23 protein-coding genes and 3 pseudogenes are annotated in these 23,560 nt (G+C 66.4%); 17 read left to right on the forward strand and 9 right to left on the reverse strand.

Annotated features, from left to right (window positions below; genetic code table 11):
• The first annotated feature begins 24 nt into the window (after positions 1-24).
• Together dnaJ and RHA1_RS33940 are read left to right on the forward strand one after the other, a co-directional pair.
• On the forward strand, positions 25-1,194 hold the full coding sequence (gene dnaJ, locus RHA1_RS33935; RefSeq protein ID WP_011598675.1) for a molecular chaperone DnaJ: 1,170 nt from the start codon (positions 25-27) through the stop codon (positions 1,192-1,194).
• A 117-nt stretch (positions 1,195-1,311) separates the two neighbouring features.
• Positions 1,312-1,700, forward strand: a pseudogene (locus RHA1_RS33940) (VOC family protein).
• Positions 1,701-1,774: 74 nt separating this feature from the next.
• On the opposite strand, the pseudogene RHA1_RS52175 reads toward RHA1_RS33940, so the two are convergent.
• Positions 1,775-4,732: pseudogene (locus RHA1_RS52175) on the reverse strand (protein kinase domain-containing protein).
• Between the two features lie 597 nt (positions 4,733-5,329).
• Here RHA1_RS52175 and RHA1_RS33950 point away from each other — a divergent pair.
• Entirely contained in the window at positions 5,330-6,421 is a 1,092-nt protein-coding gene (locus RHA1_RS33950) for an IS110 family RNA-guided transposase (RefSeq protein ID WP_011593996.1), read from the forward strand.
• 335 nt (positions 6,422-6,756) lie between these two features.
• On the opposite strand, the gene RHA1_RS33955 is transcribed toward RHA1_RS33950, so the two are convergent.
• Both RHA1_RS33955 and RHA1_RS33960 read right to left on the reverse strand, forming a co-directional pair.
• On the reverse strand, positions 6,757-8,127 hold the full coding sequence (locus tag RHA1_RS33955; RefSeq protein WP_011598680.1) for an MBL fold metallo-hydrolase: 1,371 nt from the start codon (positions 8,125-8,127) through the stop codon (positions 6,757-6,759).
• A 48-nt stretch (positions 8,128-8,175) separates the two neighbouring features.
• Positions 8,176-9,897: an AfsR/SARP family transcriptional regulator gene (locus tag RHA1_RS33960; RefSeq protein ID WP_016880201.1), complete on the reverse strand. Its 1,722-nt coding sequence runs from the start codon at positions 9,895-9,897 to the stop codon at positions 8,176-8,178.
• 87 nt (positions 9,898-9,984) lie between these two features.
• Between RHA1_RS33960 and RHA1_RS44750 the strand changes: the two genes are divergently transcribed.
• From RHA1_RS44750 to RHA1_RS33975, 3 genes are all read left to right on the forward strand, one after another.
• The gene (locus RHA1_RS44750) at positions 9,985-10,284 is read left to right on the forward strand and encodes an antibiotic biosynthesis monooxygenase family protein (RefSeq protein ID WP_016880202.1); all 300 of its coding nucleotides are present in this window, start codon (positions 9,985-9,987) and stop codon (positions 10,282-10,284) included.
• Positions 10,285-10,343: 59 nt separating this feature from the next.
• Positions 10,344-11,000, forward strand: coding sequence for a peroxiredoxin (locus RHA1_RS33970; RefSeq protein ID WP_011598682.1), 657 nt, complete (start codon positions 10,344-10,346; stop codon positions 10,998-11,000).
• A gap of 210 nt (positions 11,001-11,210) precedes the next feature.
• Positions 11,211-11,474 carry a hypothetical protein gene (locus RHA1_RS33975; protein ID WP_011598683.1) on the forward strand — a complete coding sequence of 88 codons (264 nt, stop codon included), beginning with the start codon at positions 11,211-11,213 and terminating at the stop codon, positions 11,472-11,474.
• Positions 11,475-11,922: 448 nt separating this feature from the next.
• Here RHA1_RS33975 and RHA1_RS52180 read toward each other — a convergent pair whose 3' ends face one another.
• On the reverse strand, positions 11,923-12,135 hold the full coding sequence (locus RHA1_RS52180) for a hypothetical protein (protein ID WP_237726985.1): 213 nt from the start codon (positions 12,133-12,135) through the stop codon (positions 11,923-11,925).
• Positions 12,136-12,542: 407 nt separating this feature from the next.
• Between RHA1_RS52180 and RHA1_RS33980 the strand changes: the two genes are divergently transcribed.
• From RHA1_RS33980 to RHA1_RS33995, 4 genes are read left to right on the forward strand one after another with little or no spacing between them, the layout of a single operon-like run.
• A complete protein-coding gene (locus RHA1_RS33980) occupies positions 12,543-13,259 on the forward strand; it encodes an amino acid ABC transporter ATP-binding protein (RefSeq protein WP_011598685.1) in 717 nt (238 codons plus the stop codon).
• A gap of 35 nt (positions 13,260-13,294) precedes the next feature.
• On the forward strand, positions 13,295-14,182 hold the full coding sequence (locus RHA1_RS33985) for a glutamate ABC transporter substrate-binding protein (protein WP_011598686.1): 888 nt from the start codon (positions 13,295-13,297) through the stop codon (positions 14,180-14,182).
• A gap of 28 nt (positions 14,183-14,210) precedes the next feature.
• Positions 14,211-14,858 carry an amino acid ABC transporter permease gene (locus RHA1_RS33990; RefSeq protein ID WP_011598687.1) on the forward strand — a complete coding sequence of 216 codons (648 nt, stop codon included), beginning with the start codon at positions 14,211-14,213 and terminating at the stop codon, positions 14,856-14,858.
• Positions 14,855-15,682 carry an amino acid ABC transporter permease gene (locus RHA1_RS33995; protein ID WP_011598688.1) on the forward strand — a complete coding sequence of 276 codons (828 nt, stop codon included), beginning with the start codon at positions 14,855-14,857 and terminating at the stop codon, positions 15,680-15,682. The genes RHA1_RS33990 and RHA1_RS33995 overlap by 4 nt, the downstream gene beginning before the upstream one ends.
• A gap of 238 nt (positions 15,683-15,920) precedes the next feature.
• Here the strand turns inward: RHA1_RS33995 and RHA1_RS34000 are convergent, their stop codons facing one another.
• Positions 15,921-16,703, reverse strand: a complete 783-nt coding sequence (locus tag RHA1_RS34000) for an IclR family transcriptional regulator (protein WP_011598689.1) — start codon at positions 16,701-16,703, stop codon at positions 15,921-15,923.
• 207 nt (positions 16,704-16,910) lie between these two features.
• Here RHA1_RS34000 and RHA1_RS34005 point away from each other — a divergent pair, with 207 nt between their 5' ends.
• The 6 genes from RHA1_RS34005 to RHA1_RS34030 all read left to right on the forward strand — a co-directional run bounded on the left by RHA1_RS34005 (position 16,911) and on the right by RHA1_RS34030 (position 21,285).
• Positions 16,911-18,101 (forward strand): CaiB/BaiF CoA transferase family protein, encoded by a 1,191-nt coding sequence (locus RHA1_RS34005; protein WP_011598690.1) that lies wholly within the window; start codon positions 16,911-16,913, stop codon positions 18,099-18,101.
• Positions 18,098-18,967 carry a citryl-CoA lyase gene (locus tag RHA1_RS34010; RefSeq protein WP_011598691.1) on the forward strand — a complete coding sequence of 290 codons (870 nt, stop codon included), beginning with the start codon at positions 18,098-18,100 and terminating at the stop codon, positions 18,965-18,967. The genes RHA1_RS34005 and RHA1_RS34010 overlap by 4 nt, the downstream gene beginning before the upstream one ends.
• Positions 18,954-19,916 carry a cyclase family protein gene (locus tag RHA1_RS34015; RefSeq protein WP_011598692.1) on the forward strand — a complete coding sequence of 321 codons (963 nt, stop codon included), beginning with the start codon at positions 18,954-18,956 and terminating at the stop codon, positions 19,914-19,916. The genes RHA1_RS34010 and RHA1_RS34015 overlap by 14 nt, the downstream gene beginning before the upstream one ends.
• Positions 19,913-20,356: a PaaI family thioesterase gene (locus RHA1_RS34020; RefSeq protein WP_011598693.1), complete on the forward strand. Its 444-nt coding sequence runs from the start codon at positions 19,913-19,915 to the stop codon at positions 20,354-20,356. The genes RHA1_RS34015 and RHA1_RS34020 overlap by 4 nt, the downstream gene beginning before the upstream one ends.
• Before the next feature lie 46 nt (positions 20,357-20,402).
• On the forward strand, positions 20,403-21,014 hold the full coding sequence (locus RHA1_RS34025; protein ID WP_016880207.1) for an RraA family protein: 612 nt from the start codon (positions 20,403-20,405) through the stop codon (positions 21,012-21,014).
• Between the two features lie 79 nt (positions 21,015-21,093).
• Positions 21,094-21,285: a hypothetical protein gene (locus tag RHA1_RS34030; RefSeq protein WP_016880208.1), complete on the forward strand. Its 192-nt coding sequence runs from the start codon at positions 21,094-21,096 to the stop codon at positions 21,283-21,285.
• A gap of 288 nt (positions 21,286-21,573) precedes the next feature.
• Here the strand turns inward: RHA1_RS34030 and RHA1_RS49610 are convergent, their stop codons facing one another.
• Positions 21,574-21,783 carry a hypothetical protein gene (locus tag RHA1_RS49610; RefSeq protein ID WP_016880209.1) on the reverse strand — a complete coding sequence of 70 codons (210 nt, stop codon included), beginning with the start codon at positions 21,781-21,783 and terminating at the stop codon, positions 21,574-21,576.
• Between the two features lie 86 nt (positions 21,784-21,869).
• Positions 21,870-22,145: a three-helix bundle dimerization domain-containing protein gene (locus RHA1_RS49615; RefSeq protein ID WP_378590006.1), complete on the reverse strand. Its 276-nt coding sequence runs from the start codon at positions 22,143-22,145 to the stop codon at positions 21,870-21,872.
• Between RHA1_RS49615 and RHA1_RS34040 the strand changes: the two are divergent.
• Positions 22,081-22,314, forward strand: a pseudogene (locus RHA1_RS34040) (hypothetical protein); the annotation flags it as partial. The gene RHA1_RS49615 and the pseudogene RHA1_RS34040 sit on opposite strands and share 65 nt — an antisense overlap.
• Positions 22,315-22,503: 189 nt before the next feature.
• Here RHA1_RS34040 and RHA1_RS34045 read toward each other — a convergent pair.
• Together RHA1_RS34045 and RHA1_RS52185 are read right to left on the reverse strand one after the other, a co-directional pair.
• Entirely contained in the window at positions 22,504-22,701 is a 198-nt protein-coding gene (locus RHA1_RS34045) for a DUF4177 domain-containing protein (RefSeq protein WP_202800464.1), read from the reverse strand.
• Positions 22,702-23,134: 433 nt separating this feature from the next.
• Positions 23,135-23,482 (reverse strand): hypothetical protein, encoded by a 348-nt coding sequence (locus tag RHA1_RS52185; RefSeq protein ID WP_011598698.1) that lies wholly within the window; start codon positions 23,480-23,482, stop codon positions 23,135-23,137.
• Between the last annotated feature and the right edge of the window lie 78 nt (positions 23,483-23,560).

A 23,560-nucleotide genomic window follows, 5' to 3' on the forward strand; every position in this document is an offset into this window, starting at 1 on the left:
CTGGAGAAGGAAGGAGGATGCCAAGTGTCGCAGCAGGAATGGCTCGACCGCGACTTCTACGCCGTCCTGGGTGTCCCTTCGACGGCGTCGGCCGAGGAGATCAAGAAGGCGTACCGCACATTGGCTCGGGAGCTGCATCCGGACGCAAACCCGCACAACACCGAGGTGGAGGAGCGGTTCAAGAAGGTCAGTGAGGCGTACGCGGTGCTCTCGGACCCCGCCAAACGCAAGGATTACGACCGCGTGCGCCGGCTGCTCCGATCAGGGGGGTTCCCCGGGACGGGTTTTCCTCCTGGCACCGGCTCGGGCGGCTTCGACTTCGGGGACCTGTTCGGGAGCGGTTCGCCCTTCACCATAGGCGATCCTCTGGGTGGGGTCGGCGATGTGCTCGGAGACCTGTTCCGGCGCGCAGGAACCCGAACTGCATCGGCCCGGCCGAAGCGAGGCAGTGACGTCGAGACCGAGACCAGACTGTCGTTCCGGGAGGCGGTTGCCGGGATGGTGTTGCCGCTGTTGATGACCGGGCCGATGGTGTGCACCAGCTGTCACGGCTCCGGCACACGGCCGGGAACCCGGCAACGAACGTGCCCACACTGCCGCGGCGTCGGGGTGCGCAACCGGAATCTGGGCGGCTTCGGGTTCAGCGAACCCTGCGAGGATTGCCGGGGCACGGGATCGATCGTCGACACCCCCTGCCCGGATTGTCAGGGCGCCGGGATCGGGGACCGCACCCGCACTATCTCCGTCCGTGTTCCGCCCGGGGTGAGCGACGGGCAGCGCATCCGGTTACCGGCGCAGGGCGAACCTGGTCTCGGTGGGGCGCCGTCGGGGGACCTGTATGTCACCGTGCGCGTCGAACCGGATCCGGTGTTCGCCCGCAGCGGCGATGATCTCACCGTCACCGTTCCCGTGTCGTTCGCCGAATTGGCCTTGGGGACCGTGCTGTCCGTCCCAAACTTCGATGGTCGGGTCAGTCTGAAGATCCCGCCGGGAACCCAGTCGGGGAGAACGTTCCGGCTGCGCGGACGCGGGGTGCCCCGCCGCGGCGACGCGGTCGGCGATCTGCTGGTCACCGTAGAGGTCGCGGTCCCGTCCGATCTCGGCCACGAAGCCGCTGAGGCGCTGCGGGCGTACGCTCGGGCAGAGGAAATGGGCGGATTCGACCCCCGCTCCGGTTGGGCGGACAGCCGATGATGTCGGGAACGATGTCAGCACCGAGGGACCGCCTCGTCATTTCCGCCGTCGAGATCGACACCCGCATTTTGTACCTGCTTCCCACCCTCGCCACCCAACCGTGAAAAGGAGTGTCCGATGACCCCACCGGACGAATGCGCCGGCGTCCGTTACCTCGTCGATGACGTGTCCGCAGCCACGACTTCTATACCAGCCACCTCGGCTTCACCTTGCATACCAATCTCGCCCCTGCGTTCGCCGACGTGATCCGTGACCCCTTGCGATTGTTGTTGTCCGGCCCGGCCAGTTCGGGTGCTCGCGCCACCACGTCGGACATCACCGGCCCGGGCGGCAACCGTATCCACCTCATCGTCAGCGACCTCGACGCCGAGATCACCCGACTGCGTGACGCCGGTGTCGCCTTTCGCAGCGATGTGGTCAGCGGCCCGGGTGGTCGCCAGATTCTGCTCGCGGACCCCGTCGGCAATCTGATCGATCTGTTCCAGTCCTCCGCACCGGCCAGGTGACCTCGGATCAACCTCACCACCGTACCCGGTTCCGCCGTGCGGGCTTCCGCATGACGTCACCACCCGACGTGATCTCAGGAAGGCTTGTTCTGCGATTCCACGATCCACGCCGCGATCTGAGCGCGTGAGGTGAATCCCAGCTTGGTCAGAAGGTGCTCGACGTGGCCCTGCGCGGTGCGGGGTGAGATCGTCAGGCGGGCGGCGATCTCCTTGTTGGTCAGCCCCTCGGCGACCAGTTCGGCGACCTGGCGTTCGCGTTTGGTCGGATCGGCGGCGGACGTCGGCGTGGGCGGGAGTTGCTCGCCCAGCGCGTAGGCGACGGCTCCGCTGAAACCGAGCGCAGCGCCCTCCCGGTGGGCGGCGGCGTAGGCCTGATCACTCAGGGCCCGCCGAGTCTGACGTTCGCACTCCTGTTGGTACTCGAGCAGACCGGGGAAGACCACCACCGGGCTCCCCACCGACCAGGCGAGTTCCTCCGCGGCCCCCATCAACACGGCCGCGAGCCGGGAGTTGTGCTCCTCGGCGGCAATCCATGCCAGTGCCTGTAGGCAGAGGCTGGCGTTCAGGCGACCGTTGACCCCGCGATTGAGTTGCAGCGACTGCTCGAGTAACCGAATCGCTCGCGCGCGATCACCGTGCCGCCACACCGCGACAGCAAGTGCCCAAAGGGTGTACGACCGATACACCACTTCCCCCCGTGGCTCGGTGATCGCCAGGACCCGCTCGTGGCAGTCGATGGCCCGCTCAGCCTCGCCGAGCATGTCGTGCGTCAATTCGAGGCCGAGGAGAGCGACGACCTGGCAGAGAAGGTCGCCGCGTGCGGCATACACCTGAACGGCCTCGTCGAGATGCGCCCGTGCGTCGGGTAGCTGACCCCCGAACAGTGCCAGGAATCCCTCGGCCAGGTCGAGGTGTGCGCGCGAAATCGGGTCGGTCCGCTGGTCGGCGAGCAGACGACCCTGCCGTACCAGGGCGGTCGGCACCTGAAGGTCGCCCTGTAGTCCGGCCAGGATGCTGTCGGCGTAGAACGCTTTTGCCCGCTCGACAGTAAGGGGGCCCGTCAGGTGGGTGAGGAGGCGGTCGAACCAGTGCCGTCCCTCGCTGAGCAAACCCCGGGAAAGCCAGAACGGGAAGAGGGCGGCGGTGATCCGAAGCCCGGTGTGGGGATTGTCGGACGAACAGAACTCCAGCGCCTCCCGCAGATTCGGCTGCCCCCTGCCGAGCCCGGTGATCCACTCGAGTTGCCGGGAACTGATCCAGTCGGCTTCCGCCTCGAGTGCCAACCGCTCGTAGTATTCCCGGTGTCGGCGACGAAGGTCGGGATACTCGCCGGCCTCCTGCGCCTTTTCCCGGCCGTAGTCCCGCAAGATCTCGAGCATGCGGAAGCGGACTGTCGCGCCGACAGCTTCCCGGGTCAGGATCGACTTGTCGACCAGGAACGTCACCGTGTCGAGGAGTTCGTCCGCTGCGGGATCCGCGTCGCAGACTTCTTCTGCGGCATCGAGTTCGAAGCCCCCGGCGAACACCGACAGCTGTGCCCACACCTTTTGTTCCATGGGCGTGCACAGGTCGTAGCTCCAGTCGATGCACATCCGTAGTGTCTGTTGCCGCGACGGTGCGCTCCGGTTGCCGCGGGTGAGCAATGCATAGCGGTCCGTCAGCCGCGCCAGGATCTGCTCGGGCGACATCGCGCGTAGTCGTGCTGCCGCCTACTCGATCGGCAGCGGCAACCCGTCCAGTCGCCGGCAGATGCGGGCAACGGTGACCGTGTTGTCGTCGGTGAGCACGAATCCGGGGGCGGCCACGGATCGCGACTGGTCACGAAGTTCGGCCAACTCCACCAGGAACACTCCGTCGGGGAAATCCCGTTGCGCCGTGGTCGCGACCCGCACCGCCAGTCGAGTCTTGCCGACTCCGCCGATCCCGGTCAACGTGCCCAGCCGTGAGGTCGACAACAAGTTCTTCGCCTCGGCCAGCTCCGTGCGGCGGCCGACGAAACTGGTCAACTCCAGGGGAAGGCCGCCGGTCCGGACCGAATCCGATGTTGGTGCCGGCCAGCGTCCACCCGGCTCGCGTTCCGGCGAGGAAGAATCCGCGGGGGCCGAGCGCGTGCTCTCCTGTACTACGCCCGGATCGGGGGTCAATGCCATCTCGTCGACCGGGAACCCATGACGACGCTGAGATGCCTGCAGTAGTTCGCCCAGTTCCGCGGCGGAGGGGCGGCGTCCCGGGTCGCCGGACATTGCATGTTCGATGATGGCGCTGACGTCCTCGAGGACGCCGTGCTCCCGGGGATCCGGCACGGGCGCGGAGCTGATCCGGAGGAACTGGGCCACCAACTGCTCGCCGCTGCGACGTTCGAAGGCGGCGTGCCCAGTGATCGCCGCGAACAACGTCGCCCCCAGTGCGTAGACGTCCGCGGCCGCACTCGCCGACTCCCCGGCCAGAATCTCGGGGGCGGTGAACGCCGGCGACCCCGTCACCACGGCGGTCGTGGTCTCGAACCCGCCCGCGATGTGGGCGATGCCGAAGTCCGTCAGCGCCGGCTCGCCATAGTCGGTGAGCAAGATGTTGCCGGGCTTGACATCGCGATGAAGGATCCCTTGGCGGTGCGCGGTCCCCAGTGCCCCGGCCAACTTGACCCCGAACCGCAGCACCTCCTCCAATGGAAGCGTTCCGTCGCGGTGGATCCGCGCATCGAGGGAGCCCTGGGCCAAATAGGGCGTCACGATGAAAGGCCGGCCGTTGTCGGTGACGCCCACCTGCAGCACATTGACGACGTTGGGGTGGCCGGTCAACTGGCCCGCCGCGCGCTGCTCCCGAAGGAACCGCGTCCGGTTCAGCTCGTCCAGGTCGGCGATGAGAACCTTGACCGCCACGGTGCGAGCCAGCGAGATCTGCAGGCACCGGTAGACGACGCCGAACCCGCCGCGGCCGATCTCCCGAGCGTCCTCGAACCCGGCCGCCGCCAGCTCCGCGGTGACCGAACCGGACACGTCCCCTTGCGTCGCGAATGGATCCGCCTCTGTCACCGGCAACACCGACTCATCTACCGCACGCCTCTCGCAGGTATGTCCCCAGAATATCGTTCGACCTCGCCAGCGGAAGCCCATACCGGCACTCCGAGGGAGAAGGAAGCCTTGCCCATTCATAGCGGGTGTCCGACGAGAAACGTCACCAGCGGTGTTGTCGAGCATGCTGATCGCCCACGCACTTGTCTCCAGCACAGACCAGAACCCCGACCACCAACTCGATGCTCAACACCCACCTGATCCAGACGACCGCGGGCGGCGGATTGCGACCAGCCGGTTCCGTGACTAGACGATATGGAGTGACGCACGACTTGTCGTGAGCTCGCTCCCGTTGCGGCGGGACGTCCCCTCGGTCCGATGAAAGGGTGCGCCCGGCGCGGGGGACGATCTCAACGTCGTTCATGCTCGCTGCGCTGCGCGTGCTCCACGTTGACATCGCCGGCCTGCGCCGGGCGGGTCAGCAGTAACCGAGGGACGCCCCCCCGAAAGGAGCCGGTAGAGCGCTCTTGCGGGCCGAGGCCTCACGCACAAGATTCGTGGGTTACCGAGCAGACGAACCTGCCTGCCCGGCCTATCCGACAATTGTGGGAGGCCCCGGTGTTTACCGAGCGTACGAGCATTGGACTGGACGTGCACGCACGTTCGGTCGCGGCAGCGGCCATCGACAGTCTCACCGGTCAGGTGGTCCAGGGACGATTGACCCCGTCCTATGAGCACATCCGATCCTGGATATCGAGCCTGCCGGGGCCGGTAGCAGTTGCGTACGAGGCCGGCCCGACCGGTTTCGGACTGCATCGGGATCTGGCCGCCGCCGGCGTCCGGTGTGAGGTTGTCGCGCCGTCCAAGCTGCAGAAACCATCCGGGGACCGGGTCAAGACCGACGCCCGCGACGCTCTGCACCTGGCCCGGTTGCTGCGCCTGGACGAGGTCACCTCGGTAGCGATCCCCAGCGTCGATCAGGAAGCGGCCCGGGATCTGGTGCGGGCCCGGGAGGATTGCCGCGGGGATCTGATGCGGGCGCGTCACCGCCTGTCGAAGCTGCTGCTTCGGCACGGCATCGTCTACTACGGCGGCCGAGCATGGACCGGAGCGCATGACCGGTGGTTGCGCACCGAAGCGGCGCCGCAGTTGATCTTGCCTGCGACACGGATGGCGTTCGACGCCGACTACGACCATGTGCTCACGATGCAGGCCCGACGTCGGCGACTCGATGCCGCGATCGAGGAGATGGCCGCGGCGAGTGAGTTCACCCCGATTGTCCGCCGGATGTGTTGCCTGCGCGGGGTCAGCACCTTGACCGGTTTCGCGTTGGCGGTGGAAATCGGTGACTGGAATCGGTTCACCGGCAACACCATCGGCTCATTCGTCGGATTGGTGCCCTCGGAGTACTCGTCCGGTTCGTCCCGGGTGCAGGGATCGATCACCAAGACCGGCAACACCCACGCCCGACGGCTCTTGGTGGAAGCTGCCTGGCATCACCGGCCGCGCTATCACATCGGGGCAGTGATGCGGTCCCGGTGGGAGCAGGCACCGGCCGCGGCCCGCACCCGAGGCGACGACGGCAACCGTCGCCTGCACCAGAGGTGGGTGGGGTTTCTCGAACGCAGCAAACGACCCGTGACAGCGAACGTGGCCATTGCGCGGGAACTGGCGGGCTGGTGCTGGTCTCTGGCGGTGATGGACTGCTGACGGTCAACCCCCTGATCTGCTTCGCCGACGACCTCCAGCGGTGACGGCGCGTGGATCGACCCGCGACACAACTATGAGCAGGCCGTCGAGGCCGACGCTCGACCCTAGACACGCGGATGCGATCCAGCCGAAAAACCGTCCTGCGGTACCCAACCCGCGTATATCAGTCTGACCGCGCGTCGCATATCGACACGCTCACCACTGGGACCTGTCGATGAAGTGCAGAGGCGCCTCCAGGGTCGCTCCCCGGAGGCGCCTCACTCTGCCCTCTTGACAGACTCCTCTACATATCAGACGTACTGACCACGGACGTTGGTGACGGCGCTGCTGTTCCCTCAGATCCTCGTCGCGCCCGCCCACGCCTCGTATCCGCCGAGTAGATCGGACACGTCGGCGAGGCCGACCAGGGAGAGCAGGCTCGCCGCGATCATCGACCGGTAACCGCTCGCGCAGTACACGACAGTTGGTGTGCCATAAGCGAATTCGCCCACTCGATCAAGCAATCGAGCCAGGGGAATGTGCACAGATCCGTCAATCACGCCGCGCTCGAGCTCACCGCGACTGCGCACGTCGACGACGACCAGGTCGCCGAGCTCGGCGCGGCGCACGTCAAGCTCGTCGGCCGTGAGCCGAGAGCTGCGCTCGACGAGCTGGGGGTGGCCCAGGGCGCGCGTCGGCTCCTCGAGATACCCCGCGACATTGTCGAAACCGATACGGCCGAGCCGAACCTTCGCCTCGAGTTCGCGCCCTGGCTCACACACCAGGACGATGGCTGTGTCGGGCCGCAACACATCGCCTGCCCACTCCGCGAATCGGCCGCCGAGCCCGACGTTCACCGAGCCGCGTAGGTGGCCGGCGGCGAAGTCGGCCGGTTCACGGGTGTCCAGCACGACCGCGCCACGCTCGCGCAGAGACAACGCGGTGGACAGCGACAGTGCGGGCGGGAGCTGATGGTCGTCGAGCAGCGGCCGAAGCTCGCGATTGCGCCGGGCGTCGAAGGAAAAGTACGGGGGCGTGACGGGTTGGCCTTCCGTGACGACGGCAACGAACTGGTCCTCGGTCATCGGGGCAAGCGCGTAGTTCGTCCTCCGCTGCTCGCCGATCGTCGAGGAATTGCTGGTGGACAGGTTCTTGCCGCACGCCGACCCGGCCCCGTGGGCCGGGAACACCCGGGTTCGGTCGGGAAGGGTGAGGAACTTCTCGGAGATCGACCGATACAGCTGCCGGGCCATCATGTCCGCCGACAAATCGACCGAGCCGAGGAGGTCGGGTCTGCCGACGTCACCGATGAACAGCGCGTCCCCTGTGAGGACCCCGTAGGGCTCGGCGTCGGCCGGGTGGGCATGGATCACGACGCTAATCGACTCGGGCGTGTGACCGGGCGTTGCCCGGATCTCGAGCTGGACCTCACCGAGGTCGAGTCGCTGGCCGTCAGCCAGAACCTCGATGTCGAAGTCGGCCTGCGCACCCTCGCCGTAGCAGATCGTCGCTCCTAGTGCAGCGAGCTCGAGGTGTCCGGAGAGGAAGTCGGCGTGAAAGTGGGTCTCGATGACCCGCTCGATGCGTAAACCCGCCTGTTCGGCATCGGCGAGATAGACCGACACGTCGCGGTGGGGATCCACCACGACCGCCCGGCCCGTCGTCTGGTCACCAACCAGGTAGGACAGCTGGGACAAACAGCCCAGGACGTACTGCTTGAATATCATTCCGCCACTATGCGCGGGGCGTGTTCCCGAGGCGTTCCCCGGAAGGCATCATCGGGGCCGTCCCGCGATGGTGACGGATGCTGCCTGGCTGCGGCAGCGGTCTCGATCGAGCGGTCGGCCGACCTCGTCGAAACGGTCGGCCGCCTCCAAGTAGAAGGAATGTGCGCGCTCGAGGTCGCCCGCGGCCCGGCGCAGTGCACCGCGCGCTTCCCATACCGCCGCCTGCCAGGCGCCGCCTGGCCACATTCCGGCTAGGCGCTCAGCGTCGGTCAGTCGCCGCCTGGCCTGATCACGATGGCCCGTGTCGGCGAACGTCTTCGCTGCCGCCACGAGGTATCCGAGCGAACAGGGTGGGCAGACATTTCTTCCGACGAGGGCGCGGTCGGCCCGTTCGACCTGCCGGACCGCCGACGGGCCGGCGCCGGCCGCCTCGACCAGAATCGCGTACGTCCGCACCACCAGGTGTGGTTCGAGCCATCCCTTCTCGGCCAGGGGAAGGACGCCCTTCAGCTCGCCGACGGCAGCGGACCGCTCGCCTGACGCGAGCATCGCCTCGGCGAGCCGCAATCTCGAGAGAACAAGACCCGCGATCGTGCCGCCGTGCTCGTACAGCGCCGCTGCCGCCGCCAGCCGTGACCGCGCCTCCCCCAATCGCGCCGAGAACAGTGCGCTCTCACCGAGCAGCAGTTCCGCCATCGCCCGGCCCTGGATCGAATCTGCCGTCTGCGCGGTCGAACGAAGGCTCTCGGCGTAGTCGCCGATCCATTCGTGGCCCGCGGCGCTGTACAGGCTGAATTCCGCGAGACAAAGGTGGGCATCGAGAACGTGGCCGGCCAGCTCCGGATCACGCCTGACCGAATCGGCGAACTCGGCGCGGAAGAGTTCGGGCCAGCCGCCTCGCATGTTGGCCAGGATCCCGAGCACCGCGCTCGCTTCCCCCATCTCGCGCCCCAATCCGGACTCGATGGCCAGCGACCGGGCCCGTCGCGCGGTCCGCTCGCACTCGCCATGATCGCCCGAGTTGAGCTGGACGAGTGCCCTGGCCAGCAGGCTCTGGGTAAGCTCACGAGCCGTCGGCGCGGTCGTGGCAGCACCCATCGCGAGGGCCTTCTCATACAACCCGATCGACGTACGGTCCGGCCCGACGCCCAGATCAGCGCGCAGGTGGCGGCGCAGGAGCTCGAACTGCCTCACCACTGCTGCCCGATCCCCGGCCTCGAGCGCACTCTGCATGAGACCGCGGTGGGCCTGTTCGTCGGCCGGGTCGATCGCGAGCACACGGTGCCAGAGCCCCGCGGACTTGAGCAGCTCGAGCCGGAGGGTCCGGAGGCGGTCGCGGGGTTCCTCGGCCCAGGATGCATATCGGTCCTCGGGCAGCAGGTCGCCCGCGTACGAGTCGGCGACGCCGTATCCGGCCCGGGCCGCCAGCGCTCGCCGGGCGCCGGTCTCGAACACCTCGGCGTCGACCATCACCGTGCCGTTCGGAAACAGCGCGATCATCTCGCTTCTGCTGTCGATCGCATCCGGTGACCCGAGCGCGCGGCGAGCAAAGTGTATTGCCTTGCGTAAGTTGGCCGCCCCAGCGGCCGGGTCGAGGTCGGGCCAGAGCTGATCGATCACCTGCTCGCGGTTCATCCGGCGGCGGTCGGCGAGGGCGAGCATCTTCACCAGCTCCGCCGCCCTGGTGTGGCGCCATTGGTGATCGGGAACCGGTCGGCCGTCCACGCGGACGGCGAATCCGCCCAGCAATACGATTTCGCACACCGTCACACAGCCACGGTAATCGAGGAACGGTCGGGGAACATCCCGCCACTACCGTCTATTTCGTCCAGTTCAGACGAGGTCGAGGAGGCGGTGATGGCCGAGCACTACGCGTCGGGTACTTGGAATGTCCGGCCGGGATGCGAGCAGGACTTCGTCGAGAGGTGGATCGAGTTTCTGCAGTGGACGCGCAAAGACTATCCGTCGATGCTGGCCGCGACCCTCATCAGAGATCGCCGTGTACCCGGCCATTACCTGTCGTTCGCCGAATGGGCGGACGAGCAATCACGGGCTGCGTGGCGCGCCGCACCGGAGTTTCGAGCACGCCTCGGCGCGTGCCGAGCGCTGTGCGACGACATGCTCGGAGCCGACTACGACCGCGTCGCGACCGTATAACGCCGGCCACCACAGCATTCACCAGCCACACGATCCACGACGACACCCGGAGGGCAACCATGACACTACAGTTGGGCGACACCGCCCCCGACTTCCACGCAGACACCACCGAGGGCCGCATCGGCTTCCACGATTGGCTGGACGGCTCGTGGGCGGTGCTGTTCTCCCACCCGAAAGACTTCACCCCCGTCTGCACGACCGAGCTCGGATATCTCGCGAGGATCAAGCCCGAATTCGACCGGCGCGCAGTGAAAATCATCGGCCTGTCAGTCGACCACGTCGACAAACATCGCGACTGGGCCACCGACATCGAGCAGACCCAAGGCGTCGCGCCCAACTATCCGGTCATCGGCGATTCGGACTTCGCTGTATCAAAGCTGTACGGGATGCTCCCCGCGTCCACCACCGGCGATCCGGCAACCCGAACGCCCGCCGACAATCAGACCGTCCGCAACGTCTTCGTCATCGGCCCGGACCGCAAGATCAAGCTCATCCTCGTCTATCCCATGACCACCGGCCGAAACTTCGACGAAGTGCTCCGCGTGATCGACTCGTTGCAGTTGACGGCCAACCACAAGGTTGCCACCCCCGTCAACTGGCGCCAGGGCGACGACGTCATCATCGCGGGAGCGGTCTCGAACAGCGAGGCCAAGCAGATCTTCGGCACCTGGGAGGAGCCCAAACCGTACATCCGGATTGTTCCCCAGCCAGTCTGAAAACAACTCGTCACCCCCTTTCCGTTTTGCGCAGGACGTGTGCGCCGGCGGCGTAATGATCGCCTGTTCACCACTTAGTGTCGGTCCTGCTGATTGTCGCCGGTCAACGTTCCCCCAGGGTCGGCGAATATGATTCCGACGCGGGCATGTGGTTTTCGTCGGCGAGGTGCTTATGATCCGGGCGCGTAGCCGAGCGGAAGGCGAAGAACGATGCCCGAGAGGAAGGCTCACAGTCCGAGACCCGAACCCGGTCCATTCGGCGCGGGCGCGCGGGTGCTGGTGCGCCGGCCGTCCGAACCGGCGCAGTCCGGTCGGATCATCGAGGACTACGCCGAGCTGACCGACACCGAGGAGCGCGGGCACGCCTGGGCGCCGGTGCACCGGTGGGCTGTCGCCCTCGACGACGGGCGTCTGGTCTTCGCCGACACCGACGACCTCACCGCCGACCCGAGCACGGAAGGATCCACCGGGTAGACCGGACCTGGCCGGTGGAAGAACCAGCGAGAGACCGTGTCCCCGGGGACCAACCAAGCGAACAGCAGGCGATCGCGCAAGTGCCCGCACGCATCAAGAATGGTCTGGACCTCGTCCGGCGCCAGAAGCCGAGGAATCTTGGACGTCGTTGGAAGCCTCACAACCCGCCTCGCATGCGGCGCGCTCTTGCTGATGCGATGCGGGAATGGCCTCCACCCACTGCGAGCCGCGCCACGGTCCCCGAACGTCACCAGCTCACCAAGGTCGAGCCCATGACGGGTGGCGTGCTGATAACACCGAGATCGTGGACAGCTTGCGGTTCACGGTTGCCTCGCTGCAGTGATGCCCCACCGAGGGCAGTACGGATACCGACTGCTGCCGGACACTCGGGGGTCGCCGCAGCCAGCGGATGAACGCTCCGAGTTCTTCTATTCGTACTGTCTGCCAATCACATTCGACTTCGCTCAGGAAGATGAACCAGTCCTCGAGGTCGTGGGCGTGCGCCCGTGTTCGGCGACCGCTCGACATCGGCCAGGTACCGCAAATAGCGTTCGGCCGGCGCCACGACACCGTTTTCGTCGAGCAGCGTGAATGACGCCGCATCACTCGCCGGATCCAACACCCGCGTCACTTGCATCAAATCTCCCACCGTCGTCGTCATGGACGGCAGCGACGGTAACCCGTCCATGACGCGGCGTGGATCCCAAAACATCGCGTGAACTACGTGAAGGACAGCATCGGGAGGGCTATAGACATCGAACGATTCTCGACAGGAATGCACCGAGAACCCATCGGACACCCAGGCCGCCGGAGCGCTGGCGACGGCCGACGGGGCGGTCACGAATGAACGCCGATCGATCCACTAGATGATTTATCTAGACCGCCTGACGGTTTATGTGCTAGCTTCGTGTTATCGGAACATGACCTGGATCACTCCCCACCCCAGCTGGTGGGGGTCCGTCACAGACATGGCCTGTCGGGCTGTTTTTACGGAGGAGCACCATGCACTCGACCATCGATCAATCGTCGCTCTCGTCGTCGTCCTTCGAGGCGCCGGTTCTGGTTCGCATGGAGGGCGTGAACAAGTACTTCGGCACCCACCACGTGCTGACGGACGTCGACCTCGACATCACGACCGGCGAGGTGCTGGTGGTGATCGGCCCGTCCGGGTCGGGAAAGTCGACCCTGTGTCGCACCATCAACCGCCTCGAGCCGATCAGCTCGGGCCGGATCCTGCTCGACGGCGTCGAACTGCCCCAGGAAGGCAAGCACCTCGCGCGGCTACGTGCCGACGTCGGAATGGTGTTCCAGTCGTTCAACCTGTTCTCGCACATGACAATCCTGCAGAACGTCATGCTCGGGCCGACCAAGGTTCTCGGCGTTCCGAAGAAGGAGGCCGAGGCCACCGCCCGCAGGCTCCTCGACCGGGTCGGGGTGGGTAATCAGGCGGAGAAGATGCCGGCCCAGCTCTCCGGCGGACAGCAGCAGCGCGCGGCGATCGCGCGCGCCCTGGCGATGAAGCCGAAGGTGCTGCTCTTCGACGAGCCGACGTCCGCCCTGGACCCGGAGATGGTCAACGAGGTCCTCGAGGTGATGAAGGAACTCGCCGAGACGGGTATGACGATGGTCGTGGTCACCCACGAGATGGCCTTCGCGAAGTCGGCAGCAAACCGGGTGATCTTCATGGACGCCGGACGCATCGTCGAAGAGGCGGATCCGCACGAGTTCTTCGCCAATCCCCAGACCGAGCGCGCCAAGGACTTCCTGTCGAAGGTCCTGCACTGACCGCCGCACCGTCGACACGAAAAAGGTTGTCTATCATGAGGTTTTCCCGTAAGGCGATCGTGCCGCTGGTGGCCGTGGTCGCCATCGCCGGTATCGCCCTGTTCGGTACCCGCTCGACCGTGACCACGGGCATCACCCCGGCGGTTGCGCAGGCCCCGCAGTTCGCACCCGGCACGACGATGGAGAAGATCGCTCGTGAGGGGGTGTTGCGGGTGGGTACACGGTTCGATCATCCCGGGCTGTCGGCGCGCAACCTGCGCGGCGAGCAGGAGGGATACGAGATCGATCTGGTCCGGTACATCGCCGGCAAACTCGGTGTCCCCGCCGACCGGATCGAGTGGACCGAGGCCAACTCCGCGAGCCGCGAGCAACTACTGCAGCAGGACAAGGTCGACGTCGTCGTCGCGACGCTGTCGATCAACGACAAGCGACGTCAGGTGATCAGCTTCGGCGGCCCCTACCTGGACATCAACAACGACCTGGTGACGGTGAAGGGCAATCCGAAGAACATCACCGATCCCCAGACTCCGAACGGGGTGACGGTGTGCTCGACCCTCGGTGGGGCGGTGTCGGCGTCGCTGCGCAAGAACTTCCCGCAGACGAACCTGATCGAGTTCGACGTCTCGTCCAAGTGCATCGATGCCCTCAAGAACGGGTCGGTCGACGCGCTCGCCACCCAGGGGCCCATCGGCGCCGGGTACGTCAGTAAGGATCAGAAGGACATCGAGCTGATCAACAAGCCCTTCGCGGTCGAGTCGTGGGGGGTGGGTATCGCCAAGGGCGATGTCGCGTTCTGCGAGTTCCTCAACAGCGCGATCACCGATTACTACAGCGACGGCTCCGCCGAGGAAGCCTGGGCCGACAGTCTCGGCCGTTACACCAAGCAGCAGCCGGTCATGCCGGAACTGCAGCCCTGCACCTAGATCTTTCGTCTCACTTCGAGGACATCCCATGCACACCGTAGTCGACCATTTCGGCGCCCTGATGGAGGGTTTCGCGGTCACGCTCACGCTGATCGGCGTCTCCACCGTCCTGGCGCTGATCGGCGGAACGATCCTCGCATCGTTCCGTGTCTCCCCGATCCCACTCCTGCAATCGATCGGCTCCGGGTACGTCGAGACGTTCCGTAACGTCCCCACCGCCGTCATCTACTTCATGACTCTGTTCGCGTTTCCGCAGCTCGGCATCAAGATCCCGTTCTTCTGGGCGGCCGTCGCCGCCCTGGCGATCTACTACTCCGCCTTCTTCTGCGAGGCCGTCCGCTCGGGCATCAACGCGATCCCGGTCGGGCAGTTCGAAGCCGGACGCTCCATCGGTCTCACCTTCGGCGGCTCATTGCGCTACATCGTGCTCCCGCAGGCGTTCCGCAGTGTCGTGCCCCCGCTGATCAACGTGTTCATCGCACTGACCAAGAGTTCGGCGATCGCCAGCGCGTTCGGTGTCGCGGAACTGCTCACCCGCGCCGAAGGCGTGATCGCCGAGGAGAGCCAGGCGGTGCTGTGGATCCTCGCGGCCACCAGCCTCCTGTACCTGGTGATCACCATCCCCGCGGGGACCATCGCCAACCTCGTCGAGAAGAAAGTCGCGGTGGCGCGATGACAACGACAGCAACCAAACCGGCAGCTACCAAACCCACGATCGCCATGTACGACGTACTCGGACCGCAAGGTCAACGGAAAGTCCGCAACGCCACCTGGGTCGGTGCCGCCGTGGTCGCGATCATCGTGGCCCTGGGGCTCTACCAGCTCGGCTCCCACGGTCAGCTCAGTCCCGATCTGTGGTCGGTGCTGCTCGACCGGGACCTGATGCGCAGCGTCCTGAAGGGTTTGCTCGCCACGATTCAGTGCGCGATCGTCTCCATCGTGCTCTCGGTGGTGTTCGGCATGATTCTCGCGGCAATGCGGATGTCCGACAGCAGACTCCTGCGGGGAGTTGTGCGGGTATGGGTGGAGATCTTCCGCGGTCTGCCGCTGCTGGTGCTGATCTTCTTCATCTTCCTCGGCGCACCCCAATTCGGGATCATCGTCCCGACGTTCTGGGCATTGGCCCTCGGCATCTCGCTCTACAACAGCGCCGTGATGAGCGAGATCTTCCGCGCCGGCATCGCGTCGTTGCCCCGCGGTCAGGCCGAAGCGGCGGCCGCGATCGGCATGCGCAAGACCCAGATCTTCCGCATCATCCTGCTGCCGCAGGGCATCCGGATCATGCTGCCCGCCCTGATCAGCCAGGTCGTGACGATCGTGAAGGAAACCTCCCTCGGTTTCGTCATCGGCTACACCGAACTGCTGCGCAGCGGCCGGGTCGCAGTGGAATACCTCGGCGGACAGTACGCCATCCCGGTCTATGTCTTGATCGCGATCATCTACCTGCTGATGAACGTCGGGCTGTCGAAGCTGGCGCGCCGAATCGACGCCCGCTCGTGAGGTAGGAGAAGCCCTTTCCCTCGGCCGATATTTTCCGGGTGGAGAGCGCGATCAGTGCCGGTATCTCGACCGCCCGTACCCCGGTCGAGATACCGGCATTTGTTCTATGGGGAGCCAAGGGGGATGAGCGCAGTTCCGGCATCACCTGCCGTGGCGCGGATGCGCAGAAGCGACGCATCGAGGCTCGCGCGCTGGCCGTTGGCGACTCTCGGGGGCCGGGCGCCGTGCCCGGACGGGTTCAGTCCAGACCGGGCAGGCCGATGGCCGAAATCTCCTCTGCCGCAGCCCGGGTGCATTCGATGTAGTGGGGTGTCCGGTCCTCGGTGAACCGGCCGGTGGGACCACCCAGGGTCAACGCGGCCACGACCGTGCCGTGGGAGTCGACAAGCGGGAAGGACAACCCGGACGAGCCGAGCTCACGCTCGCCGTGGACGAGCTGATATCCGCGTTCGCGCCCGTCCTCGACCTTCTCACGCAACTGGTCGGCGAATTCGGGGCCGTGCGGGGAGTCCGCGGCCACGTCGTCGATCAGTTCGGGGGCGGCCAGCAGCAAAATCTTGCCGGCGGCGCCGGCCCACAGCGGGTACGGCACTCCGAGCGGGATGACGCTTCGCACGGTCGCGGTGCTCTCGCACTGGGCGACCACCACACGGGACAGGCCCTGCCGGATGTACAGGTTCACCGTCTCGCCGGTGTCGGCGCTGAGCTGGCGCATGATGTCGACGACCTCTTCCGGCGGCGCCCAGGTCCTGCCCGCCAGGCGCACCCAGCGCAGCATCTCCGGGCCGAGGCTGTAGGACCCGTCCGCGCGGCTGGTCAGGACGCTGCGCGCACACATCGTCGCCACCAGGCGGACGACGGTGGTTTTCGGCAGTTTCGTCCCCTCGACGAGTTCTTTGAGGCTGCGGGTGGGGTGCGCTGCGTCGAACAGTTCGAGCAGGTCGATCACCCGGGTGACGCTGCGGACACCCGCGTCGGCGACGGCCGGCTTCTCTGCTGAATCCGTAGGTACTGCAGTCACCCTCTGGTCCTCCCTGCTCAGCAACTCTTCCGATGCACCACTCTACGGTTCGGAGAAACCGATCTCTACGGAAACAGGCGAATCGACGAGCGATCTAAACCATCAGGCGGTGTATGTAGACCGCTAGATGGTTTTTGTGGTAGGGTTAGGCACGTCACGCGACGACACCCTTGCTTGGTGGGATTCGCCCACGGAAAGGATCTTCCGATGAAGCTGCTCGACGGAATCCGAGTCTTGGATCTCACCAACGTCCTTGCCGGCCCGTATGCGAGCTACCAGCTCTCGCTGATGGGTGCCGACGTCGTCAAGGTCGAAGTACCCGGCAGCGGCGACCTGGCTCGACAGCTCGGTGCCGACACCGCGCTGTCGAGCCAGAAGCTCGGCGCCTCGTTCGTGGCCCAGAACGCCGGTAAGCGCTCGATGACGGTCAACCTCAAGAGCCCTACCGGCCGGAACGTGTTCGACCGGTTGATCGCCGGCGCCGACGTCCTCGTCGAGAACTTCCGCCCGGGAGTACTCGCCCGGCTCGGCTACTCCTGGGACGAGTTGCACGCGATGAACCCGCGGCTGGTGTACTGCGCGATCTCCGGTTTCGGGCAGACCGGGCCGATGCGGGAGCGCCCGGCGTACGACCAGATCATCCAGGGGCTGTCCGGGATGAGCGCGGTCACCGGCACACCCGACACCGCACCGTTGCGCGTCGGATTCCCGGTGTGCGACACCCTCGGCGGGATGACCGCCGCCATGGCCATCAACGGCGCTCTCGCGTCCCGCGCCCGGACCGGCGAGGGCGTCTACCTTGATGTGTCGATGCTCGACAGTTCACTGACCGCACTGGGCTGGGTGGTCTCGGACTACCTCATCGCCGGACGGCAACCCAGCGCGAACGGCAACGAAAACCCCACCGGCGCACCGTCGGCGACCTTCCAGACCGGATCGGGTGCCCTCAACATCGCGGCCAACAAGCAGGAACAATTCGAGATCCTGTGCAAGCTGATCGGCCGTGAAGACCTCATCGACGACCCCCGGTTCGCGCTGCGCGACGACCGCAAGAACCGTCGCCCGGAACTGCGCGTCGAGATCGAGGCCGCCCTCGCCGCCAAGTCCGCCCGCGAGTGGGAGCCCCTGCTCAACGAGGCGGGGGTGCCCGCGGGACTGGTCCTCGACGTCACCGACTCCCTCGACCTCGACCAGATCACCGAGCGTGAACTGGTCCACCAGGTCGACCTGCCCGACCGCACGGTCAGCGTCCTCGGCACCGGCTTCCACGTCAACGGCCGCCCCCTCGCCCCGGGGTCGGCGCCCCCGACGCTGAGCGAACACACCGACGAACTGCTCACCGATCTCGGCTTCACCGCCGACGAGATCACCGAACTGCACACGGAAGGCGCGGTATGACCACCACCGAACGCCGCCCGGTCCCCGGCGCGACCGAGACCACCATCGACGACGTCACCGGCTGGTGGCGCACCGAGATCAGCGACATCTCACCCGGCGTCATCCGCTACCGCGGCTACGCCATCGAGGACCTGATCCCGACCACCTCCTACGCCGGCATGGTCTGGCTGATGATCCGCGGGCAGCGCCCCACCCCCTGGCAGGAACGACTCCTCGACGCCGCCCTGGTCGCTGCCGTCGACCACGGCCCGCAGGCACCGTCGATCGCGGCCTCCCGCATGGCCGCCACCTGCGGGGTCGGACTCAACAACGTGATGGCCACCGGCGTCGGGATGCTCGGCGACGTCCACGGCGGCGCAGGGGAGCAATGCATGAGCGTGCTCGCCGACATCGTCGAGCAGGCCACCGACGCCACCGATCTGCGCCCCGTCGCCGACCGCATCGTGGCCGACTACCGTTCCGCCAAAAGGTATGTGCCCGGGTTCGGGCACCGGTTCCACCCCCGCGATCCGCGCCGCGACCCGCTGCTCTCGCTGGTCGCCGCGGCCCGCGACGACGGCGCCGTGTCCGGCCAGTACCTGCACGCCGCCCTCGCCCTCGAGCAGTCCCTCGCCGCCGGACGGACCCGACCGGTCCCGATGAACATCGACGGCGCCACCGCCGTGGTGTATGCCGAACTCGGCTTCCCGCCGCCCCTCGGCCGCGGACTGTTCGTCCTGTCCCGCTCGGTCGGCATCCTTGCCCACGGCTGGGAACAGACCCAGCAGGGCGGCCGCAACAAGGGACCGATCCCGCGCACCCTGCTCCCCACCTACACCGGCCACCCCGCCCGCGCCGTCGAGGACACCACCCATGCCGACCGATAACCCCACCACCGGCACACCGACCGCGCCGACGCGCTCGACCTGGGGACAGTTCGAAACCACGCCCGACCGGGGAATGGCCAACTACGCCGGCCCCGACCACGTTCGCGACGCCGCCACCCTGGTCCAGCGGGGAGCCGTCTTCGGCCTCGACTACCTCCTCGACGCGTTCGTGCCATCCCTGGCGACGCTGCGCAGCGCCCCCGAACATCACGTGGTCTCCCGGCACCGCGACCACCGCGACGACTATCTGGACGGATTCTGGCCGCAGGCCGCCAGCCACCTCGACGGGTTGCGGCACCGCCGCCACGCCGAGCACGGCTTCTACAACGGCACCCCCGACGCCGCTATCGCCGCCGGCAATCCGGCCCTCGGCATCAACCACTGGTCCCAGCACCCGATCGTGGGCCGAGGAGTCCTCATCGACATCGGCCGCCACCGCACCCACCTCGGGAAACCCATCGATCATGCCGGCGGCGAAGCCCTCGACATCAGCGAACTCGACGACACCTTGGCCGCCCAGGACGTACAGCTACGCACCGGTGATCTGCTGCTGATCCGCACCGGTTGGGCACAGTGGTTCCTCGACGAGGCCACCGCCGACCAGCGCGCGCAGATCCATACCAGCAAAATCTGCACCGGCCTCGCCCAGTCGCAGGCCGCAATCGACTGGTTCGCCGACCATCAGGTCGCCCTCGCCGCCTCGGACACCTTCGCGCTCGAACGCCTTCCCGCAGTAGCTGATTCACCCTTCGGATCCGACACCGACCACGGCATGATGCACCAGGAACTCATCGCCCTGCTCGGCCTGCCCATCGGTGAGCTGTGGAAGCTCGACGAACTCGGCGAGGACTGCGACCGCGACCGCCGCTACGAATGCCTGCTGACCGTCAAACCCCTCAACCTCACCGGAGGCGTCGGCTCACCCGCCAACGCCACCGCCATCAAGTGACCGCCAAGTACCGTGCCGCGGCGCTGTCAACCGAGGACGGATGGACCGAGGTGATCGACAACGGTTTCATCGCCCTGGTCGGCCCCTTCTACACCCGCACCGACGGCGGTCATATCGAGGTCGCGGTCGTGTGCCAGGACAAGCACCGCAACCGGCGAGGGATCGTGCAAGGCGGGCTGGTGATGACGTTCGCCGACCGCGCACTCGGCATCGCGGCCCGCGCGCACAGCGGCGCCCCCACCACGGCAACGGTGCACCTCGACGTGCATTTCGTCGCTCCCGTCCACGTCGGCGACGTCCTGCGCGCCCGCCCCCACACCGCACCCGGGACCCGGTCGCTGCTGTTCATGCGAACCGACCTCACCGTGGAGGACACCCTGGTCGCGACCGCCACCGGGGTGTTCAAACCCCTACGGACCGCACCCCTCGTCGACGAGTGAGATTCGGTACGACCCAGAGCCCGCAAAACCATCCGAAGGAGGTGTCGTGGTGCAACCCGACAAGCTCGTCGCAGCGTTCGCCCGTATCCCCACCGCCACCATTGGTGACGCCCAGGACCGCTTCGGCTGCCCGACCGGAATACGACCCATGTGGTCGGGAGCGACCGTCACCGGGCGAGCGTTCACCGTCTGCACCCGAGCCGGAGACAACCTCTACATTCACAAGGCGCTCGACCTCGCCGCCGCTGGAGACATCCTCGTCGTCAACGGCGGCGGCGACGAAACCCGCGCACTCATCGGCGATCTCATCGGAACCCGCGCACGAGCCATCGGGCTGGGCGGCTTCGTGATCGACGGCGCGGTCCGTGACGTCGCCGCCCTCGAGCAAATGGGCATGCCCGTCTTCGCCCGCAGCACCACTCCCGCCGGGCCCTACAAACACGGACCCGGCCGGCTCGGTGAACCCGTAGCCATCGGCGGAACCGTCGTCCAGGCATCCGACATCGTGATCGGCGACGCCGACGGGATCGCCGTCGTCGCAGCACGCGCCGCAAACGACGTGCTGAACAACGCCAGACAGATCGCCGACAACGAGATCGCCAAACGCCACCGGTACGCGATGTCAGGCGAGGATCGGCAGCCTCCGCCGGGACCTTGAGAGGCTGAAGTGAAGCGCTCGCCAATTCAGCCAAATTTGATGGCTTTCGCACCGAATCCGTACGGGTTCATCGCGGTGTATGACCGAGAATCCCGGAACTCACACGCTTTTGAATGTCGGCGACAAGGTCAAGGTTCATGCTGAGGGGACCTCGGTGTTCACGATCGTGAGCATTGACGGCGACGAAGCTCTGATCGAGTCGGTTCTCGGCGCCCCAGGGACTTACCCGTTCCACTGCACGCTCGAACGCCTAGTTCCGTTCGAGTCCTGACACAGTGAAAAATGCACCCTGAACTGCTCAGATGACCCGTCCCCTGTCGGAGATGACCCTCGCCGGTTCAAAGCGGTGACCGCATCGCGGATCTGGGCGCGCTGCCCGGCGTAAAGGTCACGAATTCGGGTGTCCGCGGTGATCCCGAGCATGACCATGAAGCCGGTGGGGGCCTGGCCTGCGCGGGCCACCACTCCCGGACGGGTTGTGCCATGCTGGGGACACATTGTCGAAGTCGCGGGGGTGACATGACTGTTCATACGTTGGTGCTTTCGACAGGCCCGAACATCACTCGCCGCCACCACCGATCAAGTGGACTGGGGTCGGGCCATTGGATTGGATCGTCAGTAGGTCCACGAGGGTGCCGGCCGGCCCGCCGTTCTCGTCGCGGTCGGTGTACATCGCCTGGATCCGTTGCAGGATCTCCGGTGTGCTCAACACCCGGTGGGTGGGAATCGCATGGTGCGGTGCGCTCGCGGAGGGGTGCAGGCGTGTCATGTGGTTACTCTCGGTCGCACAGGTGTGGGCCGCGCGCTGTGGTCGAGGCGCGCGGGTCGTGCCGGTCATCGTCGGCCCGCTCCCTGTCAGTGTTCGGGCTCATGCGACGGCGAGGCTAGGGGACAAGGTCCTTTCCCGTTGAGTGGTGCCAGGACCGGGGTATCGGAGCGGGCGGCGACGTGCAGGGCAGCCGGGGAGTTTTCGAGGGCGGGGCGGTTGTCGAGGTCTCGGCGGGCGGCCTTCTCGACGAGCAGCGGAACGTAAGCGCGGACCCTCCCGTTGTCGAACCGTTTGTGGATGATGCTCCCAATCATCGTGACGGTGTTCGCGGTCGAGTCGGGGTTCCTGCAAAATTTCCTCATGACCACGTCGCCGACCGGCGGCCAGTGGCTCGCCTGCCTCGGGCGGTCACTGATCATCCCGATTGTCGTCCAAGCGGAGAAGGCGATCCGGCGGCGTTGCCACCACTACTCGGAGCCGCCCGCACCGACGACCGCCCCCGCCGTCGTCGACCCCCACCGCGCACGCTGAGCCGCGAACCATGTCCTGGACAGGAAGCCTCGGCCGGTTACCCGGGATCGCGACGGCGCGGCGTACCACCGGGAGTGGCTACGCCCCGCCGGACTGGTCCTCGCCGCTCTACCGATTCCCGACGGGATGGGGTGCGCGGAGGCCGCCGAGTTACCCGCCTACGCTGGCGTCGACCGGCCGGTTGCTGCGTCAGTTCTCGCGTTCGAAGGTGATAAGCAATCCCTCGACGCCGCCTGGGCCGAGTCGGCCTTTGACGTCGGTCGAGGTGATGGTTTTCAGGCGCCAGCCCTGTTGGGCGTGCTGGTTCAGTAGCCTTTCGAGCTTGTCGCCGGACATCTTGCCGCCGATCATCTTCTCGCGGATCTCGACGACCTTGTATGAATACACCATTACCCTCTCTCCTTCTCTCGAGGTTTGAGGTGGTCGAGAACCTGGTCGTCGTCACTTCCGATCTGGCATCGGCACACCCTGTCTCGGCATTGTGTAGCAGCCGAGCACTCTATGGGGCTGGTGGAGCGATTCCGACGCCCGAAAATTGGAATACTCGGTTGCGCACGCCTTCGATTGTGCCGTGGGTGGGAGTGATGACGAGGGAAGCGCGGTGCGGAAGGGGATTCGCCGAGCAAAGGTGACCGACCCCCGTGGGGCTTGGAGGGGGACGGAGGCCGGTGAATGACTGGGCTACCCCACCAAGCTTGGTGCCGGGTGCGTGGGACAGCGACCGAACACCCTGGTTCAACCGAGCGCGGTAGGCCGAAGTCCTCCTGTACTCCCCGACAAAAGGAGCTTTGTACTCGATTCCTTGACCGCGACAGGGACGCTAATCGGTGTCTTTGGTGTGCTGCCGATGCCGCGCGCGGAGAAGAGCGCGGTGCCGCTCGAGGGCAGCGTCGGTATCGCGGAGGATCTGCCGTTGCCGGCGAGCGAGGGCGTATCGCACGGCGGCACTGCGCTGCCGCAATGTGCATGGGCGGCTGCGGAATCGTCGTCGAACAGAACCGCGGCGGCGTTTGTCGCACTCGATCAGCACCCAGTCGTACGCCAGCCGGGCTGGGGCCCCTTTGTCGAAGAGCACCGGCATCACGGTGTCGTCGAACAGGTCAAGGGGGATAGGCGCGAGTCGGTGCTGGAGGCGGCCGAGCGCTTGTGCCGCGGTGACGACTCCCATGACATGCGATGGTAAGCGGCACTTCGTGCGCACGGAGTCAATAAGTGTGTCTCACGGTCGAACCGAGGTCCTTGTGAG

It is taken from the genome of Rhodococcus jostii RHA1 (assembly GCF_000014565.1).
GTDB classification, from domain to species: domain Bacteria; phylum Actinomycetota; class Actinomycetes; order Mycobacteriales; family Mycobacteriaceae; genus Rhodococcus_F; species Rhodococcus_F jostii_A.

What these genes read in the sequence shown, in the direction of transcription:
- RHA1_RS44750 (WP_016880202.1), top strand. Translation starts at nt 9,985, where the DNA reads ATGGCCGAGCACTACGCGTCGGGTACTTGGAATGTCCGGCCGGGATGC.
- RHA1_RS34010 (WP_011598691.1), top strand. Translation starts at nt 18,098, where the DNA reads ATGACCACCACCGAACGCCGCCCGGTCCCCGGCGCGACCGAGACCACC.
- RHA1_RS33985 (WP_011598686.1), top strand. Translation starts at nt 13,295, where the DNA reads ATGAGGTTTTCCCGTAAGGCGATCGTGCCGCTGGTGGCCGTGGTCGCC.
- RHA1_RS34005 (WP_011598690.1), top strand. Translation starts at nt 16,911, where the DNA reads ATGAAGCTGCTCGACGGAATCCGAGTCTTGGATCTCACCAACGTCCTT.
- RHA1_RS33955 (WP_011598680.1), bottom strand. Translation starts at nt 8,127, where the DNA reads ATGATATTCAAGCAGTACGTCCTGGGCTGTTTGTCCCAGCTGTCCTAC.
- RHA1_RS52185 (WP_011598698.1), bottom strand. Translation starts at nt 23,482, where the DNA reads ATGGGAGTCGTCACCGCGGCACAAGCGCTCGGCCGCCTCCAGCACCGA.
- RHA1_RS49615 (WP_378590006.1), bottom strand. Translation starts at nt 22,145, where the DNA reads ATGAGGAAATTTTGCAGGAACCCCGACTCGACCGCGAACACCGTCACG.
- RHA1_RS33970 (WP_011598682.1), top strand. Translation starts at nt 10,344, where the DNA reads ATGACACTACAGTTGGGCGACACCGCCCCCGACTTCCACGCAGACACC.
- RHA1_RS33995 (WP_011598688.1), top strand. Translation starts at nt 14,855, where the DNA reads ATGACAACGACAGCAACCAAACCGGCAGCTACCAAACCCACGATCGCC.
- RHA1_RS33990 (WP_011598687.1), top strand. Translation starts at nt 14,211, where the DNA reads ATGCACACCGTAGTCGACCATTTCGGCGCCCTGATGGAGGGTTTCGCG.
- RHA1_RS52180 (WP_237726985.1), bottom strand. Translation starts at nt 12,135, where the DNA reads ATGACGACGACGGTGGGAGATTTGATGCAAGTGACGCGGGTGTTGGAT.
- RHA1_RS34015 (WP_011598692.1), top strand. Translation starts at nt 18,954, where the DNA reads ATGCCGACCGATAACCCCACCACCGGCACACCGACCGCGCCGACGCGC.
- RHA1_RS34030 (WP_016880208.1), top strand. Translation starts at nt 21,094, where the DNA reads ATGACCGAGAATCCCGGAACTCACACGCTTTTGAATGTCGGCGACAAG.
- RHA1_RS49610 (WP_016880209.1), bottom strand. Translation starts at nt 21,783, where the DNA reads ATGACACGCCTGCACCCCTCCGCGAGCGCACCGCACCATGCGATTCCC.
- RHA1_RS33975 (WP_011598683.1), top strand. Translation starts at nt 11,211, where the DNA reads ATGCCCGAGAGGAAGGCTCACAGTCCGAGACCCGAACCCGGTCCATTC.
- RHA1_RS33980 (WP_011598685.1), top strand. Translation starts at nt 12,543, where the DNA reads ATGGAGGGCGTGAACAAGTACTTCGGCACCCACCACGTGCTGACGGAC.